At 40.5% G+C, this 20,402-nt stretch carries 18 protein-coding genes and 1 pseudogene; all 19 read right to left on the reverse strand.

The window, feature by feature from the left end; genetic code table 11:
- Position 1 precedes the first annotated feature (1 nt).
- Entirely contained in the window at positions 2–1,219 is a 1,218-nt protein-coding gene (locus tag IHV77_RS00460; RefSeq protein ID WP_194812214.1) for an HlyD family type I secretion periplasmic adaptor subunit, read from the reverse strand.
- Positions 1,212–3,446, reverse strand: a complete 2,235-nt coding sequence (locus IHV77_RS00465; protein ID WP_194812215.1) for a type I secretion system permease/ATPase — start codon at positions 3,444–3,446, stop codon at positions 1,212–1,214. Before IHV77_RS00465 ends, IHV77_RS00460 begins: the two co-directional genes overlap by 8 nt.
- Positions 3,447–3,449: 3 nt before the next feature.
- Positions 3,450–4,688, reverse strand: a complete 1,239-nt coding sequence (locus IHV77_RS00470; RefSeq protein ID WP_194812216.1) for a TolC family protein — start codon at positions 4,686–4,688, stop codon at positions 3,450–3,452.
- A 570-nt stretch (positions 4,689–5,258) separates the two neighbouring features.
- The gene (gene aroG / locus IHV77_RS00475; RefSeq protein WP_269902541.1) at positions 5,259–6,344 is read right to left on the reverse strand and encodes a 3-deoxy-7-phosphoheptulonate synthase AroG; all 1,086 of its coding nucleotides are present in this window, start codon (positions 6,342–6,344) and stop codon (positions 5,259–5,261) included.
- A gap of 109 nt (positions 6,345–6,453) precedes the next feature.
- Positions 6,454–7,704 (reverse strand): lipoprotein-releasing ABC transporter permease subunit LolE, encoded by a 1,251-nt coding sequence (gene lolE / locus IHV77_RS00480; RefSeq protein ID WP_194812217.1) that lies wholly within the window; start codon positions 7,702–7,704, stop codon positions 6,454–6,456.
- Positions 7,705–7,781: 77 nt separating this feature from the next.
- Positions 7,782–8,456 (reverse strand): annotated as a pseudogene (gene lolD / locus IHV77_RS00485) (lipoprotein-releasing ABC transporter ATP-binding protein LolD); the annotation flags it as partial.
- 206 nt (positions 8,457–8,662) lie between these two features.
- Positions 8,663–9,304 (reverse strand): dethiobiotin synthase, encoded by a 642-nt coding sequence (bioD, locus tag IHV77_RS00490; protein WP_194812219.1) that lies wholly within the window; start codon positions 9,302–9,304, stop codon positions 8,663–8,665.
- Positions 9,305–9,312: 8 nt separating this feature from the next.
- Entirely contained in the window at positions 9,313–10,074 is a 762-nt protein-coding gene (gene bioC / locus IHV77_RS00495) for a malonyl-ACP O-methyltransferase BioC (RefSeq protein ID WP_228550021.1), read from the reverse strand.
- The gene (locus tag IHV77_RS00500) at positions 10,065–10,709 is read right to left on the reverse strand and encodes a pimeloyl-ACP methyl esterase BioG family protein (protein WP_194812220.1); all 645 of its coding nucleotides are present in this window, start codon (positions 10,707–10,709) and stop codon (positions 10,065–10,067) included. Before IHV77_RS00500 ends, bioC begins: the two co-directional genes overlap by 10 nt.
- Before the next feature lie 8 nt (positions 10,710–10,717).
- The gene (gene bioF, locus IHV77_RS00505; RefSeq protein WP_194812221.1) at positions 10,718–11,860 is read right to left on the reverse strand and encodes an 8-amino-7-oxononanoate synthase; all 1,143 of its coding nucleotides are present in this window, start codon (positions 11,858–11,860) and stop codon (positions 10,718–10,720) included.
- Positions 11,861–11,869: 9 nt separating this feature from the next.
- On the reverse strand, positions 11,870–13,159 hold the full coding sequence (bioA, locus tag IHV77_RS00510; protein ID WP_194812222.1) for an adenosylmethionine--8-amino-7-oxononanoate transaminase: 1,290 nt from the start codon (positions 13,157–13,159) through the stop codon (positions 11,870–11,872).
- Between the two features lie 37 nt (positions 13,160–13,196).
- The gene (locus IHV77_RS00515; protein WP_194812223.1) at positions 13,197–14,378 is read right to left on the reverse strand and encodes a lipoprotein-releasing ABC transporter permease subunit; all 1,182 of its coding nucleotides are present in this window, start codon (positions 14,376–14,378) and stop codon (positions 13,197–13,199) included.
- A gap of 1 nt (position 14,379) precedes the next feature.
- A complete protein-coding gene (locus IHV77_RS00520) occupies positions 14,380–15,321 on the reverse strand; it encodes a 2-hydroxyacid dehydrogenase (RefSeq protein ID WP_194812224.1) in 942 nt (313 codons plus the stop codon).
- A gap of 229 nt (positions 15,322–15,550) precedes the next feature.
- A complete protein-coding gene (gene kdsA, locus IHV77_RS00525) occupies positions 15,551–16,405 on the reverse strand; it encodes a 3-deoxy-8-phosphooctulonate synthase (RefSeq protein ID WP_194812225.1) in 855 nt (284 codons plus the stop codon).
- A gap of 14 nt (positions 16,406–16,419) precedes the next feature.
- On the reverse strand, positions 16,420–17,226 hold the full coding sequence (locus IHV77_RS00530; RefSeq protein ID WP_194812226.1) for a SirB1 family protein: 807 nt from the start codon (positions 17,224–17,226) through the stop codon (positions 16,420–16,422).
- Positions 17,226–18,104, reverse strand: coding sequence for a peptide chain release factor N(5)-glutamine methyltransferase (prmC, locus tag IHV77_RS00535; protein ID WP_194812227.1), 879 nt, complete (start codon positions 18,102–18,104; stop codon positions 17,226–17,228). Before prmC ends, IHV77_RS00530 begins: the two co-directional genes overlap by 1 nt.
- A complete protein-coding gene (locus IHV77_RS00540) occupies positions 18,104–18,559 on the reverse strand; it encodes an RDD family protein (protein WP_194812228.1) in 456 nt (151 codons plus the stop codon). The genes prmC and IHV77_RS00540 overlap by 1 nt, the downstream gene beginning before the upstream one ends.
- A 47-nt stretch (positions 18,560–18,606) precedes the next feature.
- On the reverse strand, positions 18,607–19,689 hold the full coding sequence (gene prfA, locus IHV77_RS00545) for a peptide chain release factor 1 (protein WP_194812229.1): 1,083 nt from the start codon (positions 19,687–19,689) through the stop codon (positions 18,607–18,609).
- Between the two features lie 175 nt (positions 19,690–19,864).
- Positions 19,865–20,401 carry an elongation factor P hydroxylase gene (locus tag IHV77_RS00550; protein WP_194812230.1) on the reverse strand — a complete coding sequence of 179 codons (537 nt, stop codon included), beginning with the start codon at positions 20,399–20,401 and terminating at the stop codon, positions 19,865–19,867.
- Position 20,402 lies beyond the last annotated feature (1 nt).

Here is a 20,402-nt window from a genome sequence, read left to right on the forward strand (position 1 = left end):
TTTATCGCTCTTGCAATGCCTGTTTCATACGTGTAATCGGTTTGATCAAATATTGAAACACGGTTTTTTCACCCGTTTTAATATCCACCATTGCCGTCATACCCGGAGTAATAGGCATTGCATTGCCTTGACTATCCGTAATATGGCTGCCATCGGTTTTGACTAGAATACGATAGTAAGCCTGATCCGGGTTAAGATTAAGCTCGCTACGACGGCGTTCATCTTGCAAGGTATCCGGGCTGATTAACACAACTTTCCCCTCTAAACCACCATAAATCGCATAATCATAAGCACTGATTTTCACTAAAGCATCTTGGTCCGGGCGAATAAATGCCACATCTTTCGGGCTAATATAAGCCTGTACTAAAAGTGCGTCATCAACAGGGACAATTTCTAAAATATCTTGCCCTGCCTGAACAACCCCACCTACGGTATTGATACGAATATTTTTAACAATCCCTTTCATTGGAGCCTTGATTTGTGAGCGTTCCACAGGATCGGCACGCATTGCCATATTTTCACGAGCTTGAGCCAACTCCGATTCAGCCTGTACCAACTCATTATTTGCAACCGTTACATATTGATTTCGGCGTTCAGAAATTTGTTGTGCGAGATCAGACGACTGACGCTTCATCCGTAATAGCTCAACCTCTGACATTACACCTTTCGCCACCATTGGCTGAGTAATGCTAATTTCACGATCAAGTAAGGCTTTGCTTTGTGATAACCCTTTTACCGCATCCTGCATTGAGCGATGACGAGCATTATAAGCATCCGTTTCACGCTGTTTCACTTCTTCGGGAATATCATCCGGGAAACTCAATTCATTGCCCGAAGATTCCGCTTGGAGTCGAGCGACCATGCCCCGTAAGTTTTGAACTTTCGCTTCGCTTTCACGCAATACTGCAGAAGATCGAGTATCATCTAACACAAGTAATACTTGGTTTTTTTCTACTAAATCCCCTTCTTTTACTTTCATCTCTTGAATAATGCCCGGGTCAAGACTTTGTACGATTTGCTCACGGCTACTTGGGATCACGCTTCCCTGCCCACGGCTGACTTCTTCGAGGGGGCTAAAATAAGCCCAAATAACGAATACGACCAAGAATATTGCAAACAAAATTACGACCGAAAAAATACCACGGTGCTTTTCCGTCTGCATCGCTGCATTGAGATCATTAATTAATGCGAGGTCTGCTTGTTTAATTTGATCAGTCATTGCTATTTCCTTCTTTATTTTCAGTAGTCGCATTCATTGCCGGTTGTTCTTGTTTTTTATTCGCTTGCTGCTGTGCAATTTGCTGTTTTTGTTGAGCTTCAGCCTGTTTTTTCTCATTATCGCTTAGATGTTTCAATACGGCATCACGCGGGCCATCAATCGCAACTTGACCATTATCCATTACAATAATTCGATTGACTAATTTCAACACTTGCGGACGGTGTGTTACCACCACCATTGTACGATTTCCAATCCAACGACTTAAAGCCTGTAAGACCATTTCTTCCGAGCCTTGATCAAGATCACTTGTCGGTTCATCAAGTAACACAATTCGAGGATCTTTAATCGTTAAACGAGCCAACGCTACGAGTTGTTTTTGTCCGCCGGACAAGCCCTGACCATTTTCACCCAATGGCATATCTAATCCACGCGGATGATTATTCACAATACTGCCTAATTGGAAACGATTTAAGGCATCCACCAATTCTTGATCGGTAGAAAAATTATCCACACGGGCAATATCTAAATTTTCTCGCAATGTGCCTAAGAATAAACGTGGCTGTTGCCCCAGTAATGCGATTTGGTTACGCAAAAAAGTCGGCTCAATTTGGCGAATATCCACACCATCTAAGCTCACATTCCCCTTTAACGGCTCATATAAACCCGAAGCTAATTTTAATAATGTACTTTTACCACTGCCAACACGCCCAAGAATCGCCACTTTCTCCCCTGCTCGGATATTGATATTGACATCAGAAAGGGCATTGGCTAAATCTTTATTGTATTGGAAAGCGGTATTTTTAAAGGTAAGCATTCCTTTTGTATTTTGAAGCGTAATATATTTTCGATTTACATCACGCTCAATCGGGCGATTGACAATATCATCCACGCCTTTTAACGCTAAGCGCGCTTGCTGGAATCGAGTTGCCAAGCCTGCAATTTGTCCTAATGGAGCTAAGGCTCTCCCCGATAAAATTACCGAAGCAATCAATGCCCCCATTGTAATACGGCTCGCCTCATCCGGACTATGAATGAGATAAGTCCCTAATAGCACTAGAAATACGGTATTGAGTTGTTGTAACCCTGTTGAAAAATTCACAATGAAGTTACTTAAATCTTTCACTTTAATCTGTGATGCGGAAGTTTTCGCCGTGTAGGCATCCCAACGATGTTGAGCCCAAGAAGTGGCATTATTTGCTTTGAGAGTTTCAATACCGTCTAAGGCTTCAACAACCAATCCTTGACGTTGTGACGATTCTCTCATTGACTCATTAATGCGTGCGGCTAATTTCGGCTGAACCAAAATCCCAACAATAATCACCGTTGGAATAATAATTAAAGGCACAATCGCCAACATACCGCCAATTAAGAAAATCACAAAAACAAATAAGAGTAAGAAAGGTAAATCCACCAACACTAAAAGACTGGCTGAAGTCATAAATTCCCGCACAGACTCAAAATCTCGTAAGTTATTTGCATAGGAACCTGATGATGCGGGCTTATCAATTAAGCGAAGTGCCATTACCCGTCTAAATAAAGCGGAGCTAATAATCAAATCGGCTTTTTTCCCTGCAATATCGGTTAAATGCCCCCGAATCATTTTAGCCACAAATTCAAAGCTAATCGCCAAAATTACCCCTATACTTAACGCCCAGAGGGTTTCATAGGTTTTATTCGGAATCACTCGGTCATACACATTCATCACATAAAGTGAGCTTACCAATGCGAGAAAGTTAATAATAAAGGTTGCAAGAACGACTTGACCATAATAAGCCTTAAAACGCCAAATAACTTTCCAGAACCAAGCCTTCGGCAAGTCATATTCAGGCAATTCGGAACGAACATCCGCCGTCATTTTAGGCTTCACAAACCAACAATAGCCTAAATAGCGAGCATTTAGTTCTTTAAAGGTTAATACCTTCTCTACGTTATCAATTTGGCGAACCGTAAATTTACGCTCATTCCCCACTCCGTCGATCTTCGTAACAACCGCAGCTTCATTGTCTGTCAGCATCACCATAACGGGTGTTGCAAGGCTTGGAATATCCGCTAATTTACGTTTTGAGATCGTATTTTCAAATCCATAAGTACGTAATATCTCTCCAAGAGAAGCTAAATTAACGTTTAGATGATTATCTCTTTCAACCTGTGCGGTTAGTGCTTCGTGTGAGACCGGGTTACCCTGTAACTGAGTCACTAAAGCTAAATGTTCAATAATTGATTTCATAATTTATTTACTTATCCAATTTGTAATTTGTGCTTGAGAAACAAGATAAAGTAATGCGGCATCTCGCAAATCATTACGAGCGGTCACTTCCGCCATTTGCACGCCGGTTAATTCCTGATAAGCATCAAGCACGTTTAAAAGTGTTTTCGTTGCAATATCAAATTGTAACTCGGTATCTGCCACCACATTACGTTGTAATTTTATTTGCTTACTTGCGACATTCATCAATTGTTGATTTCGCACCATATCCACTTCGGAAGTTAAGGCTTTCTCTTGAATATCCAACTCAATTTCACGTAGCTTAGCTTCAGCGGCACGTTGTGAATAATAACTTTGCTCTTGGGCATATTTAGTCGCCGGGTTATAAATATCCCAAGACATATTCACATAAACCTCATGATTATGGCGACTTGCATTACCCTCTAGATTGATGGCAGGTAAACGACGTGCTTTAGCGGCTCTAACGCCTGCTTCCGCACTGTCAAATTCTTTTTGCTGAGCAAGATAACTAGGATTAGATGTCACATCCGAACTGTGGTATTTTTTAATAAATGTATCGACATTGATTTTATAAAAAGGATCGATAAGATCTGCTTCCGTCATTGGCTTTCTTGTGTAACGGGTAAGTTGGTTCAATGATGAATGCATAATTCGTTGTTGCGTAAGTAAAGCACTTTCTACTTGATTACGGCGAGAAAGCGCCTCATTCACATCCGATAAACGACCCGAATCATATTTCACAATCACATTCAAATCACGTAAGATTTTTTCGTGACGGGCTAAGCTTTCTTTATAAACCGCCACACTTTCTTTAGCACGTAATGCCGCTAAATAAAGTTGCCCGATTTTCTGCCCCATCACTTCACGGGTTTCGGAGAATTTATGCTGATAATAACCTTCTTTATGGCGGTCTCGCTCAATTTCCGCTTCAATACCGCCCCAGGCATATAAATTCACTCTCGCGTTAATACCCGGTCCTGAACGACGATTACTGGTATCTCGATGATATTGGTTTACCATCGATGTCCCTGTTACAGAAACAATCGGCAAATGCCCCGCTTCGGAAATTTTTGTTTGGCTCTCCGCCATCGCAATATTCGCCCTTGCTTCATCAAGGGTAGGATCATTATCCATTGCGTTTTTAATAATACCTTTCAATTCCACCTTAGCCTGTACCAAAGGCGAAAAACAAAGTCCGCATAATAATGCGGCTAATAAAGTTTTAGAAAAATGTGTGCTCATTGGCTTTCCTTGTTATTTTGTTATGAAATGCTTTGAAGGTATGGAGATGCCTTTTAGATCTATTATTTCCAGTTGGTGTAATATCAAAAATATACACGTTAATTTATTTAACATATTAGCTAACCTCAACATTAACCTCTTATAGAATATTTTTGTAAAACCACTGAATAAAAACGCTAAAATAGTTTTACAAAAACGATTGCCGAAAAAAACGGAGGTGATTATACACCTTCCGTTTCTATTTCATTGAATAAATAATTAATTTTGTAACAATTATAGTTAAAATTTAACCATTTATTTCTTACAAGTTAGATAATTTGCACACCTTGTTGAACGTAAACTAAAGTATCGTCTTGGTTACTAAACTCATAGCCTTGGTATTGCCCTCCCCCTTTCTCTACTGTGCTACCCACTTTTTTCCGGTACCCATTACACGTATTGCACCTTCTCTTAGATACAGCATAAAAGAGGGGCAATTATTGCCCCTTTTCTATTAGATATAAATAAAAGCGGATTTAAAACTTTTTACAAAGTAAAACGATTTTTGACCGCACTTTTCAATATTAAAAATTAAGCGTTGGCTTTACGTCTCGCAATAACTGCATTCGATAGCTGTTCTAATAAGACTTCCGTATCTTCCCAGCCGATACAGGCATCAGTGATACTTTGTCCGTAAGTTGCGGCTTTACCGTCAATCAAATCTTGGCGACCTTCAACAAGATGGCTTTCCACCATCACACCGAAAATCTGTGTTGAACCGTTCGCAATTTGGTTACTTACGTCTTCACAAACTTCCATTTGTTTTTTAAATTGTTTACTACTATTTGCGTGACTGAAATCCACCATAACGTGTGGAATACGCCCTGATTTTTCAATATCGGCACAAACTTTCGCTACATCTTCTGCACTGTAATTAGGGCCTTTATCACCGCCACGTAAGATAATATGGCAGTCTTCATTACCTTTAGTAGAAACAATCGCAGAATGACCGAACTTGGTGACGGATAAAAAATAGTGCGGTGCTTCAGCTGCACCAATCGCATCCAGCGCCACTTTCACGCCACCATTGGTTGCATTTTTAAAACCGACGGCACAAGATAAACCTGAAGCCAGCTCACGGTGAACTTGAGATTCCGTGGTACGAGCCCCGATTGCGCCCCAGCTCATAAAATCCGCCACATATTGAGGCGTAATCATATCTAAAAATTCACCGGCTGACGGCACACCAAGGTTATTAATGTCGGATAACAATTTACGTGCAATACGTAAACCATCATTTAAACGATAACTGTCATTTAAAAACGGGTCATTAATTAATCCTTTCCAGCCCACAGTAGTGCGCGGCTTTTCAAAGTAAACACGCATAATGATTTCGAGACTGTCTTTATATCTTTCACGCAACGGTTTTAAGCGAGCTGCATATTCTAATGCGGCTTTCGGATCGTGAATGGAACAAGGACCGATGATAACCAACAAACGATCATCTTTGCCGTGAATAATATTGTGAGTATCAAGACGGGTTTGTCTAACTAACGCCGCAGCTTTTTCACTTGCCGGAAATTTTTCCAGTAAAGCGATTGGAGGTAAAACCTGATCTACTTTTTCAATACGTGTATCATCATTTTCAACGACGATTTCAATTTTTTCTTTAGCCATACATCACTCTCTTATAATTATAAAAATGTTGTGTTTAAAAATTGCAAATACTCTACACCTATTTTATACACTAGTAAACTAGTTCATTAATGAATGTTTTAAATTTTAGCTAATGATGGCTCAATACCTGAGCCGGTTGAAGTTTCGCCGCCCGACTTGCGGGGTAAAGGCTTGCCAAAAGACTTAAGGCTAACGCCGCAGCTAAAACCAATAAAACATCTTGCCAATGAAGTTCGCTAGGAAGAAAATCGACAAAATAGATGCCATCCGATAACAATTTCTTTCCGAGTAAATATTCTAAGCCCTGAATCAACGCGGTTAAATTTAACGCCAATATCGTGCCGAGAACGATCCCTATTAAACAACCTTTCATTCCCGCTTGCAAGCCGTACCAGATGAAAATTCGCTTAATAAAGCCATTATTTGCACCAAGTGTACGCATAATAGCGATATCGCCCTGCTTATCTTTTACCGCCATAATCAAAGTAGAAACAATATTAAAGCAGGCCACGCCGATAACAAGTACCATGGCAATATACATTACCGTGCGGATAAGCTGAATATCTCGATACATATAACCGAACTTAGCAATCCAATTTTGCACATAAAGAAGCTGCGGATAATCATTTAATGCCGAATAATCCATTTCCTGCACCTTAAACGGATCACTGACTTTCAACGCCACACCGGTGATTTGATCATTTTGATAGCCAAGTAACGTTTGTGCTTGAGACAAAGATAGTAAAGCATAGCTATGATCAAGCTGCCCGTCTAGACGCAATATACCCGTGACTTGAACGCGCTCACGACTCGGTTGAGACAACCCTTCATTACCATTTTGTTGAGAAATAAGTAAAGAAACCCAATCCCCAACGTTAACGCCTAATTCTCTTGCAATGCCGGAACCGAGCACTAAACCGCCTTCTTTAGCAAATTTTTGCCATCCGTCGCCTTCTACGAATTTACCAAGAGAACTAACCTGCTCTTCCGCCGTCTTGTCCACACCTTTTACTTGCACTACTTTTAATTTACTACCGTTTTCAACCAATGCCGTAAAACTGACAAAAGGTGAAAGTGCGGTGATTTTTTCATTCGTTTTTAAACGCTCGGCAAGATTCTGCCATTGATTAATGGTTTGCTCGCTGCCATTGGGATTAACCATAATTTCCGCATGAGGTACTACGGCAAGAATACGTTGATTCAATTCACGTTCAAATCCATTCATTGCACTCAACCCCACAATCAACACGGCAACACCAAGGGCAATACCGACAGTAGAAAATGTTGAAATCAAACTTACGAGTGGATTTTTCTGTTTACCTCTTTGGTAACGATAACTAATAAAAAAAGGGGCATTCATACAGCATTCCACTCCTTTCTACCAAAGTCCCAATCAAAACTTTTTAAAAGCCGAAGATCTTTTTGTTCTTTAGTCTCCTCTAGCAATACACCATCAGCCATAATTAGACAACGACTAAGTTTATTGGCGAGTTTAAGATCATGGGTAACTAGTAAAAAAGCGATATTTTGTATTTGATTCAGCTCTCTAATCAGTTCAAAAATACTTTCTGTGGTTTTATGATCGAGGTTACCGGTCGGTTCATCAGCAAGCACCAAGGACGGATTATTGACTAACGCTCGTGCAATCGCCACACGTTGACGTTCTCCCCCTGAAAGCGCTGAAGGACGATGAGAAATTCGATGGCTTAAACCGACCGCACTTAATATTTTTTCCGCACGATCTTTTGCTTCCGTTTTATTCCGATGACCAATTAACATCGGCATCATCACATTTTCAAGCGCTGTAAAGTCCGCCATTAAATGATGAAATTGATACACAAAACCTAAATTTTGATTACGTAATTTTGCCAATTCCGATTCCGATGATTTTTGCAGGGATTGTCCTTTAATAAACACCTCACCGCTGCTGGGCTGATCTAAACCGCCTAAAGTATGGAGCAGCGTACTCTTCCCCGAACCGGAACTGCCGACAATCGCCACCAATTCTTTCGGCTGCATTACAAAGGAAACCCCTTTCAACACTTGAGTTTGGTTATCCCCTTCTTGATAGAATTTACTGACATTTTCACATTCTAGTAGATAGTTATTCATTTTTTCACTCTAATTTTCATTATTATGTATCAGTTTCACAAAGAGTATTTTATATCCGGTATTTAATTTGGGTAGGAGGCGTTGAGCTTTGCTTAACGCACCATTCAGTCTATTGGTGCGTTACGGCTTCGCCTAAAACCCCCTACAATAATTTGTAGCAACTGCTGCATAATACCGAAGTTTATCATACTTCGCCCAATCCTTAATTAAATCTCAACTTTCTCAAAAACCTCAAATTCCGTTTGAGAAAAATGCCGAGTAAGATAATTTTTTAAATAAAACTGAGTTTCTTCAGAAATAATCGGATCATATTCGGGATAACGGTTATATAACACACGTAACACCTGAATATTTCGTGTTTTGCACGCCTCTAAACTCAATAACGTATGATTTATGCTGCCCAATTTTCCTGACGTTACTAATACTAACGGATAATTCTGTGTCTGAACGTAATCTAATATGGTTTCATATTCATTATAAGGAACCATTAATCCGCCAGCCCCTTCAAGCAACACATAATCATATTTTTCAGCCAAAAGTGCGGTTGATTTTTCAATCTTTTTGGCATCAATCACGCATTCTTCTCTTCTGGCAGCAAGATGAGGGGAACAGGGATATTCAAAAAGGTAAGGACAGGTAATGCCGTTAAAGTCATCTTCTGTCAATGCAATATCTTGAATTTTTCGATGAACCAATAAATCCTCTGCAATCTTTCTGCAACCTGTTTGAATCATTTTTTGTGTGATCACGGAAAAACCTTGAGCCATTAATTGCTTTGCCAAAATGCCCGTAGCGATAGTTTTCCCTACATTCGTATCAATCCCTGAAATAAAGATGACTTTTCCCACAATGTCCCCTATTCTTTATATTGCGCAATCAGCCATAACGGTTGGTAAGTCAGCCGCACTTTTTTCCCCGACAAAGAAAAATGTTGTTGATATCGATTGATAAATTCATTGAGCTGCCCCTTTGTCCAGTGGCCTTTTCCTATCGCCGTCACACCGGTATTTTTAAGATGTTTCAACACACCAATCGGTGTAGGAAAAACCAGTTCTTCCGTTGTGATATCGCTATAAAGCAAATCAAAATCGGCTTGTAACCACCTCTTCCAATCGGATAAATCGGGATAGTCCAGCCCAATTTGAGTGAGTTTACGGATTTCCTTTAAATTTTCTTGCCCAAAAGTGGAAATTGCCAATAACCCGTTAGGATTTAAACCGCTTTTACAATGTTGAATAAATTTCGCTTTATGATGAAACCATTGCACCACGGAAGCAGTAATAATAAGATCATACTTTCTGTTAAATGGAAATTGCTCCGCATCACCACAATAAAATTCAAAGGGTTGAGATAACCTCTCATAAAGCTGAGCTTTCACATCACATAAATCATTCAGCATCCAATGTTCGGCTTGAATCCGTTGCTGTAATTGCTCGGTCAACTGTCCTGTTCCACAACCCAATTCTAAAATACTCTTAAGCGATGTAGCCGATAAATTCGCCATTAATCGAGTAATAAGCTGTCGGTTAATTTTTTTCTGTATCCAAGCATTTTCATCATAACTACCAAGCGCTTTATAAAAACTTTGCTGAATACGCTGTTTCTCAATTAGTCCCACAACTGCTCCCAGTGAGTAAATACAGAAAACAAATAATGCTCGCCCTCAATTTCTTTTATCGGACATCGTTCGTGCCAGTATTGACGTTGATTTATCGGTGAGAAAATTTTATCTCTAGTGCCTATAATCGCTTTGCTCCAGGGGATTAAATCAGTACGTTCATCTTGCAAAACGGCAGCAAAAAGTGCGGTCAATTCTTGGTGAATTTCTTCAAATTCTCGGTGTGGTGTCGAATAATAAAAAGCCAAATTCGCTTTATCACCACAGATTCGGCGATCAAATTTCGCCCGAGTGACTTCATTTAGATTCTCGAGTGTGCCTTTAAAAATAGCATAAGGAATGCCGAGGTTATCATCACAAGGTCGCCCTGTTCCATTTATTGCAATTGCCGATTCAAATTGAATATTTTGCAATACACGCTCCGCCACCCAAACCCCCATAGACCAAGCAACCACTCGAATTTGTTGATAACGGGAAAAATCAAAGGATAATGAGAGATCCTGATAATCATAGCAAATTAGCAAATCGTAATTTTCGGGCAATACAAGGTGAGACACTGCAGAGATCGGTGTTCCCCAACCGGCAAAATAAACAAGCAGTTTTTCAGATTGATGATTTTCAAATTTTATTTTCATTTTGTTACCTATAAATGATCGACCAGCCGAATGATTTCTTCTTTTGTCATATCTGCCGTAAGCGATAGTCGGATTCTTGAAGTTCCTATCGGTACTGTCGGCGGGCGAATAGGTAAACAATAATAGCCTTGCAGTTGTAGTTGTTGCGCTTTCTTAAGCACGGATTCATTATCACCTAAAATATAAGGCACGATACAAGTCGAACTCGGCATTTTTCCCGAACGTTTTGCCACTTCATCACGCAAAAATGCACCTAGCTCTACAAGATGTTTTCTTTCGTTAGAGAAAAACGGTAAGCGTTCAAATAGGAAATAAGTCCAAGCGACATTAATCGGTGGCAATGCGGTAGAGAAAATTAACGGGCGCATCTGATTAACCAAATAGGCTTTTACGACTTCATCACAAACGACATAAGCCCCTATAGATGCCAAAGCCTTACCAAAAGTGCCGACCAATAAATCAATCTCTTGCAACACGCTGAATTGCTCTGCCATACCAAGCCCGCTTTCACCATAAACACCGATGGCATGAGCTTCATCTACATAAAGATAAGTATCTGGAAATTGTTTTTTCAATTGAACCAGTTTGGCGAGATCCGCTACATCACCATCCATACTAAAAACCGATTCGGTTACAATAAAAGTGCGGTCAAACTTGCCGGCGTTTTTTTCCAAAAGTTGCTGTAAATGTTCGATATCATTATGGCGATAGCGGAAAAACCGGCACTGACTTAATTTAATTCCATCAATCAGACTGGCATGTACCAATTTATCCGCCAAAATTAAACTTTTTGAGGTTGTTAATGTCGGCAAAATACCGAGATTCGCATGATAGCCGCTATTAAATAACAAACAGCTTTCTCGCTGAAACCGCTGAGAAACCAACTGCTCCAATGTATTATAAATAGGAAAATTACCGGTTAATAAACGGGAAGATGAAGTAGTAAACACAGGTAACTGCTTTCCATATTGTTCAAGAAAGGTTCGCCGTAATGTTTCATTTGATGCCAAGCCTAAATAATCATTGGAAGACATATTTAGCATCAAGCGATTATCACGTGCAATATAGCGTCCGTGGTGGGTTAAATTAGGGATAGAACGATATTGATTAATCTTTTTTAATTGTATTAATTGTTGCTCAAAATGCACCATTTTACTGCCTTATTTTTCATATTCTTGTGCTAATGCTTTTTCCATTCCCTGAAGTAATTGAATTAATTCATTCTCTTGAATAATAAAAGGCGGCATCACATAAACCAGCCTTCCAAAGGGACGAATCCAAACGCCGTTTTCAACAAAACGTGGTACTAAACTTTTCATATTCACCGGATTTTGCATTTCAACTACGCCTATCGCGCCTAATACTCTGACTTCTTTCACATAATCTTTTTGTTGCAGCGGCAAAAGTTGTTGATGCAATATTTTTTCAATACGTTGAACACGTGCCTGCCACGGACTTTCCAATAGTAATCGAATAGATTCCGCCGCTACGGCACAAGCCAAAGGATTTGCCATAAAGGTTGGTCCATGCATAAAACAGTTTGCTTCACTACTGCAAATGACTTCGGCAACCCTTTCCGTTGTAATGGTTGCGGATAACGTTAAATATCCGCCGGTTAAGGCTTTCCCAATACACATAATATCCGGTGAAACACCGGCATGTTCTGCGGCAAATAATTTTCCGGTTCGTCCGAAACCGGTGGCAATTTCATCAAAAATCAATAACACGCCGTACATTCGGCACAGTTCTTGCGCTTTAACAAGATAAGTCGGTGAATAAAAATACATTCCCCCCGCACCTTGCACTATAGGTTCTAAAATTAATGCGGCAATTTCTTGTCCGTGCTTTTTCAATAAATCGGCAAGAGGTTCAATAGCCTTGTCATTCCAAGGTTCATTAAATGTTACGCAAGGTTGCGGCAGAAAATACTGAACCGGTAAACTCCCGCAAAATAAATGATGCATACCGGTAGTCGGATCACAAACGGACATCGCATTCCAGGTGTCTCCGTGATAACCGGAACGAATTGCGACAAATTTTTTCCGTTGCTTCTCACCTTTGGCATACTGATACTGAAGGGCCATTTTCATTGCAACTTCCACGGCAACGGAACCGCTGTCGGCAAAAAAAATTTTATCTAACCCATCGGGTAAAATTTGAACTAATAATTGTGCCAACCGTACTGCCGGCTCATGAGTGAAACCGCCAAACATAATATGGCTCATTTTCGCCAGCTGATTTTGTACAGCGGCATTTAAACGAGGGTGATTATAACCGTGCAGTGCCGCCCACCAAGACGACATACCATCAATTAACGTATTGCCGTTCTTTAACTTAATGCACACACCTGTCGCGCCCTCTACCGCATAAAGAGGCATATCCGAATGAATTGAAGAATAGGGATGCCAAATATGTTGGTGATCAAACGCTAAGAGTTTTTGCTCTTCCATACTTCCTCAATAATATTAAAAATCCTTTATCGTTATTTTATTCATAGCGTAATGCTTCCGCAGGTGAGGTTTTTGCTGCGCGATAAGCAGGATAAATGGTTGATAATAAAGACAATAATAAAGAAAACACCATTACGATAACAATTTGAATAGGCACTAATTCCGTAGGTAAAAAAACACCGTTCGGATTAACCGCACTTATCACCGAAGTCAGATTTAACGTAATCAATACGCCTAATATTGTGCCAATCAGCGTGCCTACCAGCCCAACCAACAATCCCTGATAAATAAAGACGGAACGCACTTGGGATTTCCTTAACCCTTGGGTTTGTAAAATGGCAATTTCCCCCCGTTTATCCACCACCATAAGGCTAAGCGAAGTAACGATATTGGAAATCGCCACCACAATAATGAGACTAATCAGCAACCCCATCATATTTTTTTCCATACGTACCGCTTGGAAAAACTCACCTTTTTGCACACGCCAATCCGTGATTTGTTGATCGGGGAAGGCATTCGGCAATTCGGTAATTAAAAAGGGATCGGTCAAGAATAAACGATACCCCTGCGCCTGTTCCGGTTGAATACGCATTAGGCGACCAATATCGGACAAATTCGCAAAGGCTTCATATCCCGAGGCTTCACTATAATCAAAGTAGATTTCGCTCACGGTAAACAAACGTTGCATGGGCACACGCCCAAATGGTGTATATTGGCTGTTCTCCGTGATCATTAGTCGAATTTTATCACCAATATTCAGTCCCAGATTTTGTGCAAGCTGATAACCCACAATCAACTTAAATTCACCTACCGGCAACAAGGTACTAAATCGAGTGTTATCCAAAGATTCCAATAAAGGATCGTCCGCAAATGATTGCACGCCGATCACTTGTCCTGCACTCACCCCTTTTGTGGTTTGATAAATCACATTCGTGGTATTAATCGGTACGGCTTTTTGCACAAAGTGCGGTAAATTTTCCAAGGATTTTTTCGTGGAAATAGGTTGTTTTTGGCTCACAATAGCATGAGGAATGGAAGCCAGTACCTGCTGTTTCTGGTAAGCTTCCAATCCATTCATCACCGAAAGTACGATAATCAACGCCATCACACCTAAAACAATACCAAAACCGGCAAGATTGGTGACTAATCGCCCAAAACGGTCGGCACTCTTGGCACGCCAGTAACGCAGGGCGATATAAAGGGAAATAGATAAATTCATATTATTTTAATTGTGCGACAAAATCTTCCATATTTTGCGTGACTTTTTTCACTAAAGTGGTTACCGCACTGTCACTCGCCCAAGCGATATGCGGTGTAATAAGTAAATTCGGCATTGTTTTTGCCGCAAGAATCAGCGCATTGTCTTTTTCCGGCGGTTCTTTAATCATGACATCTAACGCCGCACCACCTAAATGACCGTTTTTTAAAGCATCAAGCAACGCATTTTCATCTACTAAAGGCCCACGTCCCGTATTGATTAAAAACGCCCCTTTTTTCATTTGTGACAGGGTTTCCGAATTAATTAGATTTTTTGTAGTTTCCGTCAAGGGACAGTGCAAAGTGATAATATCCGCCTGTTTGAGCACATCATCAAAAGGCGTATAACCGGCACGGCAGGTTTCGGCACCTTTACGTTCCGCATAAAGCACATTCATTCCTATCGCTTGTGCCAATCGCCCTACTTCCGTCCCTAAACAACCTTTGCCAAATACACCTAGTGTAGCCCCTCTCACATCGGTAATCGGATAATCAAAGTAACAGAATTGTTTGCAATCCGCCCATTTTGCGAGAGTTTGATCACGCAACCACCCTGCCAAACTGTGTTTTAAAGAGAAAATCAAACCTAATACGTGCTCCGGCACAGTCACACTGGAATACCCTGTCACATTTCGTACGGCAATACCCAATTCTTGAGCGGCGACAAGATCAACATTATTTGTCCCCGTTGCGGTAATCGCAATGAGTTTGAGTTTTGGTAACTGTTCTAAGGTTTTGCGATCGAAAATGACTTTACTTGTAATCACAATATCGGCATTTTTGGCACGCTCAATCGTTTGTTGTGCGGAAGTATGTTCATATTCGATCCATTCATGGGTAAAATTCGGACGAGGAATCGGAATGTGTTTTGGAATAGCGGTACTGTCTAAAAATACGATTTGCATAATATTCTCCTTTGATGTTGAAAAGAAGTGCGGTCAAAATTCTTTCGATTTTCCGATATTGTGTAGCTGTGGCACAAAGAGAATTTTATATCCAATATCTATTTTTAGGGGCGTTAGCTTTGCGTAAAGTACCATTTCACCTGTTGGTGCATTACGGTTTTGCCTAACTCCCCCTACAATGATTTGCGCCACTGCTGTTAATACCAAAATTTTCAACCGCACTTTGCCGTTAAATTGAAGTATCCAATTCCGGGAAAGATTTCACTAAATCATCAATAGCTTTCATTTGTGAAACGAACCCTTCCAATACGGAAAGCGGTAACGCTGACGGGCCATCACATTTTGCTTGATTTGGATTCGGATGCGCTTCTAAGAATAAACCGGCAATCCCCACCGCTAATCCTGAACGGGCAAGTTCCGTCACTTGTTCACGGCGACCTCCTGAAGCCGCACCAAAAGGATCCCGACATTGTAACGAATGTGTTACGTCAAAAATAACCGGGCTACCTTTAGAAGCTTTCTTCATTACGCTGAAACCAAGCATATCCACAATTAAATTATCGTAACCGAAATTAGTGCCGCGATCACAAAGAATCACTTTATCGTTTCCGCATTCTTCGATTTTCTCTACGATATTTCCCATTTGTCCGGGGCTTAAAAATTGCGGTTTTTTCACATTAATCACTGCACCGGTGCGCGCCATCGCTTCCACAAGATCCGTTTGACGAGCGAGAAATGCCGGTAATTGGATTACACCAACCACTTCCGCTACCGGCTTACATTGGTAAATTTCGTGTACATCCGTGATCACTTTTACGCCGAAGGTCTCTTTTAATTCTTGGAAAATTTTCAAGCCCTCTTCCATTCCCAGTCCCCGGTATGAGTGAATAGATGAGCGATTCGCCTTGTCAAAAGAGGCTTTAAAAACATAAGGCACGCCAAGTTTTTCCGTCACTTTTACATAGGCTTCACAGACTTGCATTGCCATATCACGGCTTTCTAATACGTTCATTCCACCAAAAAGCACAAAAGGCTTATCGTTAGCAACGTCAATATTGTCAATTTTTACTACTTTGTTTTGCATAAATTTTCCTTAATTCAATGAATAGAATGACGATCTTCTTCAATTTCGCCTTTGAGTTCCAAAAGTTGTGTGCGAATAAACATCGCTGTGGGATCTTGCGGACACTTATCTATAAAATATTCCAAGTCTTTCAATGCCGCGGGATATGCCCCCATTTGTGCCAGCACTAATCCGCGATCACGAATATGATAGGGTTCGTCCTTGTTAAAAATGAGCAAATGTTCAATATAACGAAATGCCATTTCATTATGTTCTTCACGAATCAGTGCGTTTTTGGCAAGTTGCTCAAAACGTAGATAGAGTAATTGCAGATCAGCCCGCTCCAATTCTTCCGGCTGAATTTGTGACCCGAAACCAAATGCACCTTCATAAAGCTGTTGTAGCTTTTCTTGAGAAATATAACTGCCGTTCCAAGGATCGATAAATACGACATCATCTTCAATTTCAGCACGTAAAATAAGTTGAGTAGGAAAATTAACCGGGTAAATCGGTAAGTCCAAAGACTCGGCAAGATATAAAATAATAGCTCCTAATGTTACCGGCATTCCTTCACGATATTCCAGTACATAAGGCAAATAAAGATTCCGTGCAGAAAAATATTTATCAGGATCGCAATGAAAACCCCAATCGCTGTAAATCAGTTGTAACAAATGATGAATACGCTCTTTTAACGCCCAATCAGATGAAATTTCTCGCCGTGCTTTACGTACGAAATGCCCCATTTTCGCACGAAGTTGTGCTTCTGATTCCCCGTAATCATCTGAAATCACATTATAAAAATTTACAAAATGATCATATAATCTGCGTCTGTAATATTTCATTATTCTTTCCAAAAACCAAATGTAACGCGCTCATTGTCGCCATAATCACGTAAGGTTGCAATGTTTTCCCAATGGTTCGTTTGAAAAATTGACCGCACTTTTGTCCCTTGTTGCCAACCGTGTTCAAGCAATAAACAACCGCCATCAGTTAAATATCGAGGCGATTGTTCGATAATATGCCGTAAATCGGCATAGCCGCTATCTGCCGCAACCAGGGCGGATAAGGGTTCAAACCGCACATCACCTAGGCTTAAATGTTCATCTTTTTCATCAATATAGGGCGGATTACTCACTATCAAATCAAATTGCCCTTCTACATTTTCAAACCATACGCTTTGAAAAAAGCCCACATTAAGTTGATTTTTTTCTGCGTTAGATTTTGCCAATGCCACAATATCCAACATCCGATCCACACCGATAATTTCTAATTGAATTTGTCGTTTTTGACACACGGGGGCAAGCTCGGAAGCTAGTGCCAATGCAATGGCTCCTGTTCCGGTGCCAAGATCTAAAATCCGAAAGTGCGGTGGATTTTTTTTGAGTTTTTCCATCGCAATCGTTAAGGCTTTTTCAACTAAGACTTCGGTGTCAGGGCGTGGAATTAAGGTGTTTTCCGATACATTTAATGGCAACGACCAAAATTCTTTTTCACCGAGAATATAAGCGATAGGTTCACCCTTTAATCGGCGATTTAAAAGTGCGGTTAAATTTGACCGCACTTTTTCGTCAATTTCGGTCTCCTCAAAGGCTAAAATCTGAGTGCGGGATTTTCCGGTTGCATATTGCAACAAAACCAACGCATCAATTTTGCCATTTTCCTTGGGATTCGCTTGATTTAACGCCATTATGGCTTGAGCCAGCCATTGTTGATAATTCATTATTTTTGTTCTTGAATGACCTGAGAGCCAATAATTAAATCCGTTAAAGAGCGGCGATCATCACGTACCAGTGCCACAATACCGCTTATGATGAGTAAAAAACTCGTCCAGCCAAACAACCAATCAATAATTTCTCGACCGATATATTTACCAAACCCAATAGAGCTTTGTGTACTGTAATCAAGAACACGCAAGTTTAACCAACATTTAGCGATAGTTTGTCCATAGGTTTTTATAAAATAAAGCTGTGCTCCTACATACAAAATGCCAAGTAATATGCCAGCAAACTCACCAAAAACCGTACCAATGGAAAACATACCCCAACCGATAAAACTATTGATGAAATAAGCAATACAACGTTTAAATCGACTCGCCAATACCGCCTGAGAAATAGGGGAAAAGGAAGAAAACTCCACATCTTTCACTTTTTTGTCCTTTGGATCTTCAACTAACATTTTATTTCTCCGTAAAAAAGAGCATCTGAAACCAGATGCCCCAATGATTAATTTTGTTCAGATAACGCAGCTAACTGATCCGCTTGATACTCAGTAATGATCGGCTGAATTAACTCATCAATTTTTCCGTTCATCACTTCATCTAAGCGATAAATCGTTAAGTTGATACGATGATCAGTTACACGACCTTGCGGGTAGTTATAGGTACGGATTTTATCGGAACGATCACCCGAGCCCAATAAATTACGGCGCATATCCGTTTGTTCTGCCGCTTGACGTTCCTGTTCGGCTTGAACGATTCGTGATGCAAGCACAGACATCGCTTTGGCTTTGTTTTTGTGTTGAGAACGCTCGTCTTGACATTCCACTACGATACCTGTCGGAATGTGGGTGATACGCACGGCGGAATCCGTCGTATTAACGTGCTGACCGCCAGCACCGGATGAACGATAAGTATCAATACGTAAATCGGCGGGATTGATTTCCGGCATTTCGGATTCCGGTAATTCCGGCATTACGGCAACGGTACAGGCTGAAGTATGAATACGACCTTGTGATTCGGTTTTCGGCACACGTTGTACACGGTGACCGCCGGATTCAAACTTTAACTGACCATACACGCCATCACCGCTCACTTTTACAATCACTTCTTTATAACCGCCCTGCTCGCTTTCATTTGCACTGAGCATTTCTACCCGCCAGCGTTTACTTTCCGCATAACGGCTATACATACGGAATAAATCACCGGCAAAAATTCCCGCTTCATCACCACCCGTTCCCGCACGAATTTCTAAATAACAGTTATATTCATCATTCGGATCTTTTGGCAGCAAGAGAATTTGAAGTTGTTGTTCCACTTCTTCCATTTCCTCTTTGGATTCGTCAATTTCCATCTGTGCCATTTCTTTCATTTCAGGATCATCCAGCAACATTTCCGCTTCTTCAATATTGCTATTAAGTTGAGTCCAGCGATTAAAACATTTCACCACTTCTTCAAGTTGGGCATATTCTTTGGAATAGGCTCGGAATTTATCTTGATCACTAATCACGGAGGCATCGCCTAATAATGCCTCTAATTCTTCATAACGTTCTTTTAAACTTTCAAGTTTAGTAATAATGGAATCTTTCATACGCGTTATACATTTCAAATCTAAAACAAAATCGGCGTATTCTAGCCGATTTTACGAAAAATTGCAGTACATAAAGTGTGGTTAAAATTATACATAATCGCTTAAAGCGATTGTTATTCCTTATGGCACTGTTGGCAAGCCAACGTTCAAAATCCAAAGATTTTATGACCGCACTTTAAATACGGCTGACATCAAATTTATTCAAATCAATGCGATCTTCCGTTCCATAAAATTTTGCCAACGCTTTACGTAAGGTTTCGGCGCGTTTCGGTAAACCTTTTTCCGCATAAATTTTCACTTGTTCATATACGGCTTGTTTGAAAGGCTGCGTATCGCCCGGATTGCCATTCAAATTATCGCTACTCGCAAAATAACGAAATCCGGCGGCCGTGGAAAGAATCCATTCCAAAGCCTGCGGTTTGATTTCTACCTTTTCAAAATCGCGCTGACGTTCTTCGGAACGTCCGTCCGGTTCATACCAATAGCCGAAATCTTCCAACTCACGGCGAGCCTTACCAGCCACCAGCCAATGCGCAATTTCGTGTAAGGCGCTGCTATAAAAACCACGGGCAAAATAAATTGCGTGATAAGATACATCATCATTTGCCGGAATATAAATCGGCTCTTCTCCCCCTTTCACAAGGCGGGTGTTATATTCTTGTTCAAAACATTGGTTAAAGATTGCAATAATATCTTCTAATTTGTGTTCCATC

The sequence above is a fragment of the Rodentibacter haemolyticus genome (genome assembly GCF_015356115.1).
GTDB lineage: Bacteria > Pseudomonadota > Gammaproteobacteria > Enterobacterales > Pasteurellaceae > Rodentibacter > Rodentibacter haemolyticus.